This is a genomic window from Actinomyces polynesiensis (assembly GCF_000820725.1).
Lineage (GTDB): Bacteria > Actinomycetota > Actinomycetes > Actinomycetales > Actinomycetaceae > Pauljensenia > Pauljensenia polynesiensis.
Genome location: NZ_CCXH01000084.1, coordinates 1 through 8598 on the forward strand (window position 1 = coordinate 1; position 8598 = coordinate 8598).

6 protein-coding genes, 1 tRNA gene and 1 pseudogene are annotated in these 8598 nt (G+C 72.1%); all 8 read left to right on the forward strand.

Annotated features, from left to right (window positions below):
- Nucleotides 1-792, forward strand: a 792-nt coding sequence (locus TA90_RS03230) for a CbiQ family ECF transporter T component (protein ID WP_147513346.1), incomplete at its 5' end; no start/stop codon positions are given.
- Nucleotides 793-1179: 387 nt separating this feature from the next.
- Nucleotides 1180-1263 (forward strand) — tRNA-Leu (locus TA90_RS03235).
- A 274-nt stretch (nt 1264-1537) separates the two neighbouring features.
- Nucleotides 1538-2248 carry an FhaA domain-containing protein gene (locus TA90_RS03240; protein WP_043534590.1) on the forward strand — a complete coding sequence of 237 codons (711 nt, stop codon included), beginning with the start codon at nt 1538-1540 and terminating at the stop codon, nt 2246-2248.
- On the forward strand, nt 2248-2745 hold the full coding sequence (locus TA90_RS03245) for an FHA domain-containing protein FhaB/FipA (RefSeq protein WP_043534591.1): 498 nt from the start codon (nt 2248-2250) through the stop codon (nt 2743-2745). The genes TA90_RS03240 and TA90_RS03245 overlap by 1 nt, the downstream gene beginning before the upstream one ends.
- 1 nt (nt 2746) lies before the next feature.
- Nucleotides 2747-4081, forward strand: coding sequence for a PP2C family protein-serine/threonine phosphatase (locus tag TA90_RS03250; RefSeq protein ID WP_043534592.1), 1335 nt, complete (start codon nt 2747-2749; stop codon nt 4079-4081).
- Nucleotides 4081-5477 (forward strand): annotated as a pseudogene (locus tag TA90_RS13670) (FtsW/RodA/SpoVE family cell cycle protein); the annotation flags it as partial. The gene TA90_RS03250 and the pseudogene TA90_RS13670, both read left to right, overlap by 1 nt.
- 278 nt (nt 5478-5755) lie before the next feature.
- Complete coding sequence (locus TA90_RS03270) at nt 5756-7213, forward strand: peptidoglycan D,D-transpeptidase FtsI family protein (RefSeq protein WP_043534596.1); 1458 nt, start codon at nt 5756-5758, stop codon at nt 7211-7213.
- Nucleotides 7210-8310 (forward strand): serine/threonine-protein kinase, encoded by a 1101-nt coding sequence (locus TA90_RS03275; protein ID WP_231550642.1) that lies wholly within the window; start codon nt 7210-7212, stop codon nt 8308-8310. Before TA90_RS03270 ends, TA90_RS03275 begins: the two co-directional genes overlap by 4 nt.
- Nucleotides 8311-8598 lie beyond the last annotated feature (288 nt).

Here is an 8598-nt window from a genome sequence, read left to right on the forward strand (position 1 = left end):
CCGGAGCGGTCGGCCCGCCCGGCCGGGGGCGTGCTCCCCCGGCCCCTGCCCGGGACCTCCGCGTTGGGGAGGATGTGGCCCGGGACGAAGGTGGTCTGCCTGATGGCGCTGACCACGGCGCTGCTGCTGCGCCCGGCCTGGTCGACGGTCGCCGTGGTGGCCGTGGTCCTGTCCGTCGGTTCGCTCGCCGCCCGCGTCCCGTTGTCCGCCCTGCCCCGGCTGCCCCTGTGGTTCTGGAGCGGTGTGGCCGGGGGGCTGATCGGGGCCGCCCTCGGTGGCGGCCTGTGGATCCTCGTGCGCTCGCTGTTGGTCGCTGCCCTGGTCGTGTGGGGTTCGATGCTCCTCGTGTGGTCGACGCCCCCGGAGCTCCTCACCCCGGCGTTCCGGACCCTGATGGCACCGTTGCGCTGGCTGCGCCTGCCGGTCGACGAGTGGGCGACCACGATGGGCCTCGCCCTGCGCGGGATCCCCTCCTTGCGCGACGAGTCCGCGGCGGTCATGGACACCGTGCGCCTGCGTACCGGAGGGAAGCCCCCCGCGGGGATGAGGGCTGCCCTCCACCTGATGGTCGACGTCGTCACCGCCTCCCTTTCCGCGTCCTCCCGCCGTGCAGCGGACACCGGGCGTGCCATGACTCTTCGGGGCGGTGTGCCCCCGGTCCCACGACCACCCATCCGAGTCGGGTGGCGTGACGCCTCCGGCCTGGTGCTCACCGCGATCGCAGTCGGGTTCGTGGTCGCCGTGGCGACGGGAGCCCTGCCCGACCCGCTGACGGGTCTCGGGCTGTCCTGAGGCGACCCGGAACCCACCGCGACCACCGGCGTCGACGGTGCGGGCGTGGCGCCGGTGCCATCGGGGCGTGCGCACGTCGCCGCCGCCCATCAGGACGGCCACGCTCCGGCACAGCTGCCCGGCGGGACAGCGGTGAGCTGCCACAACTGCCCGGACAGTCGCGATCCTCTCCACCACTGCCCATCAGGTCAGCCGTGAGGCACCCCCATCGGCCGACCGCACGCGCCCGGCCCCGCCGACCGGGGCATCCCCCCGGGGCGCCCCCGGGGCGGGGGGATCGCCCGGAGGCGGGGGTCCGGGGGCACCCGTCGGGTGCACGTCGGGTACCCGACGCCACATCGCACGGTTTGACTCGGATGCCGGGCGCCTCGTATTGTTTCTGAGCGCGCGCGAGTGGCGGAATAGGCAGACGCGCACGGTTCAGGTCCGTGTTCCAGAAATGGAGTGGGGGTTCAACTCCCCCCTCGCGCACAGGAGTGAGGAGCTCCGAGACCCCGGGGTCTCGGAGCTCCTCCGCATCCGGGACAGAGCAGTTCATGCCGCACCCGGCCGCAGAGGGACACCGCACCCGGCGGCCACCTGCGGTCGGACGATCCGTTCCTCCCGGACCACAGCCGAGCGGCTCGCCCCGTGGCCGACTGCGGGCGGGCCACTCCCCCCGGCTAGACTGGCGCGTGCGGGTCGGCCCCGCACCAGGCCCCGGGATCCCCGGGAGAACCCCGTGCACCTCGGGGAAGGAGGCAGGATGGGTATCTTCGACCGCTTCGAGAACGCTGTCGAGAAGGGCGTCAACAACGCCTTCTCACGCGTCTTCAAGTCGGGACTCAAGCCTGTGGACGTCAACACCGCGATCCGTCGCTCGATGGACGACAACGTCCGCGAGCTCACCGCGGACCGCGCCGTGGCCCCCAACCACTTCGTCGTGCACGTCTCGCCCAATGACCTGACGGGTCTGGGCGATGAGCTCGCCGTCCTGACCGACGAACTCCAGCAGCAGGCCACCCAGTACGCCGCGGACCAGGACTACGTGCTCCTGGGGCCGGTCGAGGTCGAGTTCGAGGCCTCCGGGGAGGAGGTCTCGGGCCAGCTCGAGGTCGAGGCCTCGACCCGCCGGGGCGCAGCCGCCCCTGCCACCGCCGTCTCAGCCTCCCCCCAGCACCCGATCATCGACATCGACGGCGAGAAGTGGCTGCTCACCGAACCGGTCACCGTCATCGGGCGTGGTTCGGAGGCCGACATCGTGGTCCATGACTCCGGGGTGTCCCGGCGCCACCTCGAGCTGCGCGTCACACCCACCGGGGTCATCGCGACTGATCTGGGCTCCACCAACGGCACCTTCGTCGAGGGTCACCGCATCGACGCCGCGACACTCGTCGACGGCAACCAGATCGTCATCGGGCGCACACGCATCCTCTTCTGGACGCGCCCCGCCTCCGATCACGAGCAGGACCGGTGATGATCTCCGACCTCGCCTTCACCGTCTTCCGCATCGGCTACCTGGCCCTCCTGTGGGCCATGGTCTTCGGGGCCGTGGCCATCCTCCGACGTGACATCTTCGGCACCGTCGTCACCCCCCGTGGCAAGGGACGCAGACGCGCCGGGAAGGAGCGCCGGCGCTCGCGCCGCGAGCGCCGCGCCACGGGAGCCTCCCCGCAGGACACCACCCCCCACAACCTGCTCATCACGGGCGGACCCCTCGTCGGCACGATGATGCCCCTGGGCTCCGCACCGATCGTGATCGGCAGGTCCCCCTCCTCCACGCTGGTGCTCGACGACGAGTACGCCTCCGCGCGCCACGCCCGCCTGTCCTCCCAGGAGGGCCAGTGGTGGATCGAGGACCTCGGCTCCCGCAACGGCACCTTCGTCGACGACGAGAGGATCACTGAACCACGCGTCGTCCAGCCCGGGACGACCGTGCGCATCGGCCAGACGACGCTCGAACTGGTGAGGTGACATGCCAGCAGAGCCCGTGGAATTCCGCTACGCCGCCCGCTCGGACGTGGGCCTGACCCGACGCAGCAACCAGGACTCGGGCTATGCCGGGCCGAACCTCCTCGTCCTCGCCGACGGCATGGGAGGGCCCGCCGGTGGTGACATCGCCTCCTCCGTGGCGCTCGCCCACCTGGTGCCCCTCGACTCCGAGAGCCACCCCGCCGAGGCGATGCTGCCCCTCCTGCGTGCCGCCCTCCAGGCCGCCCACGAGGAGCTCTCCGAGCGCTCCAGCCAGGACTCCGAACTCAAGGGCCTGGGCACCACCTGCATCGCGATCATGCGCGCCGGCAACAAGCTGGCCATGGTCCACATCGGTGACTCCAGGGCCTACCTGCTGCGTGGGGACACCCTCACCCAGGTGACCACGGACCACTCCTTCGTCCAGTACCTCGTCGACACCGGCCAGATCACTCCCGAGGAGGCCGAGCACCACCCCCAGCGCAACGTCGTCCTCAGGGTCCTCGGCGACTCCCAGGCCGACGTCACCCCCGACGAGACGGTGCGCGAGGCCATCCTCGGCGACCGGTGGCTGCTCTGCTCCGACGGCCTGTCGGGAGTGGTCTCGGGCGAGACCATCGGCCAGGTCCTCTCCGACTGCGACGACCCCGGCGCCTGCGCGGAGGAGCTGATCCACCTCGCCCTGCTGGGAGGCGGCCCCGACAACGTCACCTGCGTCATCGCCGACATCGTCCCCTCGGGCACCTCCGGCCAGACGGCCCCGCAGGTCGTCGGCGCCGCCGCCCTCGACCGCAGTGCGCCGACCCGCGGCGGGCAGGGTGCCGCAGCGCGCGCGGCCGCCCTCGCCAATGGGTCCTCCCACGCGGACGAGGACGACGCCGGGGACGACGACGAGGACGAGGAGGGCGACGACCCCGGGGGCCGACACCGCTGGTGGGCGCCCGTGGTCACGCTCGTGGTGGCGGCGCTCCTCGCCGGTGGCGGCTGGCTCGGGTACCTGTGGACGCAGACCCAGTACTACGCCATCGGGGAGTCGGGGAGCGTCGTCATCTACCAGGGGATCCCGCAGACCCTGGGCCCGTGGAGCTTCTCCCACCGCACCGAGGTCACCGACATCTCCCTCTCCTCGCTCTCCAGCGTGGACCGGGAACGCCTCCGTGACCCCGTCGTGCGGTCCTCACGCGAGGAGATCGACGCCTACGTCGCCCAGCTCGAGAGCGCGGCTGGGCGGAACACACCCGACTCCACGCCCTCACCCTCCCCGAGCGCCTCCGGACCCACGTCCTCCGGCAGCCCCTCCCCGTCCACCGGCCCGTCCTCGCCGACCGGGGGCGACTGATGGCCACGGTGACCATCGCCCCCGCCCGCCCGCGTCGTGTCCTCGAGATGGCGCTCATGCTCGTCGCGCTCGCCCTGGGCATCGGCGGCTACGCGCTCACCGCCCTGAACAGGACCGGCGCGGTCCCCGCGAACCTCGGCCAGCACGTCCTGATCCTCGTCGTCGTCGCGGTCGTCGCCGAGGTCGGCATGCACTTCCTCGCCCCCTACGCGGACCCCGTGATCCTGCCGATCGCCGTGGCGCTCACCGGCATCGGGCTCGCGATGATCTACCGCATCGACCTGTCCTACATCACCCTGAACGAGTCCATCTCCGACCCCGCCAGCCGGTACCCCATCGTGGGGACCAAGCAGCTGATGATGGTGGGCGTCGCCATGGTGGCCGCAGCCGTCACCCTGGTGTGCGTGCGCGACCACAAGGTGCTGCGCCGCTACACCTACATCTTCGGGATCCTCTCCCTGCTCCTCCTCCTGCTCCCCCTGGTCCCCGGCATCGGCGTCGAGCACCTCGGGGCCCGCATCTGGATCCAGCTGGGCCCCGCGAGCCTGCAGCCGGCGGAGCTGGTCAAGATCACCCTGGCGATCTTCTTCTCGGGCTACCTGGTGACCAACCGCGACAACCTGGCCATCGGCGGGCCCAAGGTGCTCGGGATGCGCCTGCCCCGCGCCCGCGACCTCGGTCCGATCCTGGTCGTCTGGTTGATCGGCATCGCGATCCTGGTCCTCCAGCGCGACCTCGGCACCTCGCTGCTCTTCTTCGGACTGTTCGTCGCCCTGCTGTACGTGGCCACGGACCGTGTGTCCTGGCTGGTCATCGGCGCACTGATGTTCCTTCCCGCAGCCGCCCTCGCGGTGCGGGCGTTCCCGCACGTCCAGCAGCGCTTCACCGTCTGGCTCCACGCCATGGACCCGGACGTCTACGACGCGGTGGGGGGCTCCGGACAGGTGGTCCAGGGCCTCTTCGGGCAGGCCTCCGGGGGCCTCATGGGCACCGGGTGGGGACGTGGCTACCCGAGTCTGGTGCCCTTCGCCCAGTCCGACTTCATCCTCTCCTCCCTGGCCGAGGAACTCGGGCTCACCGGCCTGCTGGCCATCCTCGTGCTGTACCTGATCCTCATCGAGCGGGGCCTGCGTGCCTCCATCGGCGTGCGTGACGGGTTCGGGAAGCTCCTCGCCGCCGGGCTGAGCTTCTCCCTGGCGCTGCAGGTCTTCGTGGTCCTCGGCGGCATCACGCGGCTCATCCCGCTGACCGGTCTGACCGCGCCGTTCCTCGCGTCGGGCGGGTCCTCGATGGTCTCCTCGTGGGTGACCGTGGCGATCCTCGTGCGGATCTCGGACGCCGCGCGGCGCCCGACCTCCACCCCGCGCCCTGGACCACCGGCATCCAGGCGGCCGTCGCCGCCGACGCGGGCACCCCCACCCTCCCCACCCGTCGACGTCCCTCCACCGAGGGCGCACGACCGGTCGCACACCGCACGGAGGACACCGACGGCACCGACGCGCAGGCCACCGAGATCCGCACCCCGCAGGCGCCCGGCACCCGCCACCCACAGGACGAGGGTGCGCAGCCCACGGGGACGGGACTGCGCATCGTCGACGGCGACCTCCCAGAGGACCCGGACTACCCGACCGAGCCCCACCTCCCGTCCCCGCCGCACACCGGGGAGGCACAGCTATGAACTCACAGGTCAGACGGCTCTTCGTGGTGGTACTCGTGATGTTCGCCGCCCTGGGGCTGGCAGCGACGAACATCCAGTTCCTCCAGGCTCCGAAGCTCAACGCGGATGGGCGCAACTCCCGCACGATCCTCCACGCGGCGGAACTCGACCGCGGTCCGATCATCGTGGCCGGGGAGGCGATCGCCTCCTCCCAGAGGGTCGAGGGTTCCACCCGCTACCAGCGCACCTACTCCCAGGGCCCCCTCTACGCCCCGGTCACCGGGTACTTCTCCTCCGTCTTCTCCGACTCCTCCGGCATGGAGAAGGCAGCGGAGTCGGTGCTCGAGGGCGACTCCCCGGCACTGCTGGCCCAGCGCCTGCGCAACCTGTTCACGGGCTCGGGCCGTCAGGGCGGCGGAGTGGTCCTCACACTCGACCCGGCCATGCAGCAGGTGGCAGCCGACCAGCTCCAGGGACGCAAGGGAGCGGTCGTCGCCCTCGACGCGAAGACCGGGGCGGTGCTCGCCCTGTACTCCTCCCCGAGCTTCGACCCGAACACCCTGGCGACCTTCGACTCGGCCGCGGTCAACAAGGCCTTCACCACCCTGGACAAGGATCCGTCCCGCCCCCTCATCAACCGCGCGATCGCCGGGGACCGCTACGCCCCGGGTTCGACCTTCAAGATCCTCACCACCATCGCGCTCCTGGAGAAGGGCGTCGCACAACCGGACACCCCCATGGAGTCCCCGGTGACGACGACACTGCCGGGCACCGAGACCCAGATCTCGAACATCGAGTCCGTGGAGTGCGGCAACGGCACCCCCACCCTCGCCGAGGCGTTCGCCCGCTCCTGCAACACGACCTTCGTCCTCGCCTCGGAGAAGCTCACGCACGCGGACCTCGCGGACGTCGCGGAGCGGTTCGGCTTCGGGGAGGAGCTCGACATCCCCCTGCAGGTCACGCCCTCCGTCTTCCCGGACCAGACCGATGCCGCGCAGCTGGCGATGTCCGCCATCGGGCAGTACTCCGTGCAGGTGACGCCCCTGCAGATGGCGCTCGTCGCCCAGGCCATCGCCAATGGCGGGACCATGATGAAGCCCTACCTGGTCAAGGACGTCGTGGACGCCGACCTCCAGGTCCGCTCCACCACGGAGCCCGAGGAGCTGGGCACCCCGGTCTCCTCCGACATCGCCTCCCAGATGACGCAGCTCATGGAGGGTGTCGTCTCCGAGTCCTACGGTTCCGGCACGTCCATGGCCATCGACGGGGTGAGCGTGGCGGCCAAGACTGGCACCGCCGAGCTCGGTGACGGATCCGGACGCGCCAACGCCTGGGCGGTGGGCTTCGCCCCCGCCGACGACCCCCAGATCGCCTTCGCCGTCATCGTCGAGGGCGACGACCAGGTCCCCGTGCCCCACGGCGGCACGGTGGCGGGGCCCGTCGCCAGGGCACTGCTGGAGGCGGGACTGAAATGACTCCTCCGAACACGGACAGGTACATGGCCGGGCGCGTGCTCGGCGGGCGCTACACGCTGCTCGCCCCCGTCGCCCAGGGGGGCATGGGCGAGGTGTGGAAGGCCCGCGACCGCGAGACCGGCCGTCTGGTGGCCGCCAAGGTCCTGCGTCCCGAGCTCTCCGGTGAGGAGCTGTCCCTCTCCCGCCTGCGCATCGAGGCCCGCAACGCGATGCGCGTCCAGCACCCCAACATCGCCTCCGTCCTCGACTCGGGGGAGGACGACGGGCGGGGGTGGATCGTCATGGAACTCGTCGACGGCCGCCCCCTGACGGACTACCTGCGTGACGGGGCCCGTGTGGCCGTCGAGGACCTCGTCCCGGTCCTCATCCAGGTGGCGCTCGCCCTCGACGCCGCCGCGGCCGCGGGGGTGGTCCACCGCGACATCAAGCCGGCGAACATCCTCATCAGGCCCGACGGTGTCGTGAAACTGACGGACTTCGGCATCTCGCGCACCAGCGACCAGGCCAATCTCACGGCGGCCGGGATGGTCATGGGCACGGCCCAGTACCTCCCCCCCGAGCAGGCCATGGGCGAGACGGCGACGTCCCTGAGTGACCTCTACGCCCTGGGCGTCATCGCCTACGAGGCGGCGGCCGGCAGGCGACCCTTCACCGGTGCCACCCAGGTGGACATCGCCTTCTCCCACGTCAACGACCCGGTCCCCACCCTACCCGACGACATCCCGGTCCCCTTCGCGCGCGTGGTCAGCCACCTCCTGGAGAAGGACCCCCGCCACCGGCCCGCCACCGGCGCCGCCCTCGTGAGGGAGCTCGTCGGTGCCGCCCGGACCCTCGACATCCCCGTCGACCCGCACCCGCTCCCGGCGCCCGCCGACCGTGTGCCCCCCGCCCACGCCGCGACACCCTCCGTCATCGCGCCCGTCGTCCACGAACCGCGCCACGTCCTCCCGCGGGAGTTGCTCACCCCTCCCACCGCGGACGGGGCGGCTCCCGCGGCCCGGCGACCACGGGTGCGGTCCCGGGGACGGGGAACCCGCACGCGGGCACGGGCACGGGCACGGGCACGGGCACGGGCACGGGCACGGGCACGGGCGTAGCGTCCACCCTGCACGCCGCAGCCGGGACACCGGCGGCGGGGACTGCGGGATCCGCGAACACGGGGTCCGGGAGCGCGGGGTCCGGGACCGGTGCCCCCGATCCATGGACGACCGGTGGGACAACCGGTGGCGCGACCGGCCGTTGGCGTCGTCTGAGGCCGGAGTCCACGCCCGCCGCTGGCGCCACCCCGCCGGAGGTCGCGCCCGGCCCCGACGCCCTGCCCCGCCGTTCCACGGTCCGACCGCAGCCCACCCGGGACGCCGCCACCCCGCCCCCACGTCGGGCCC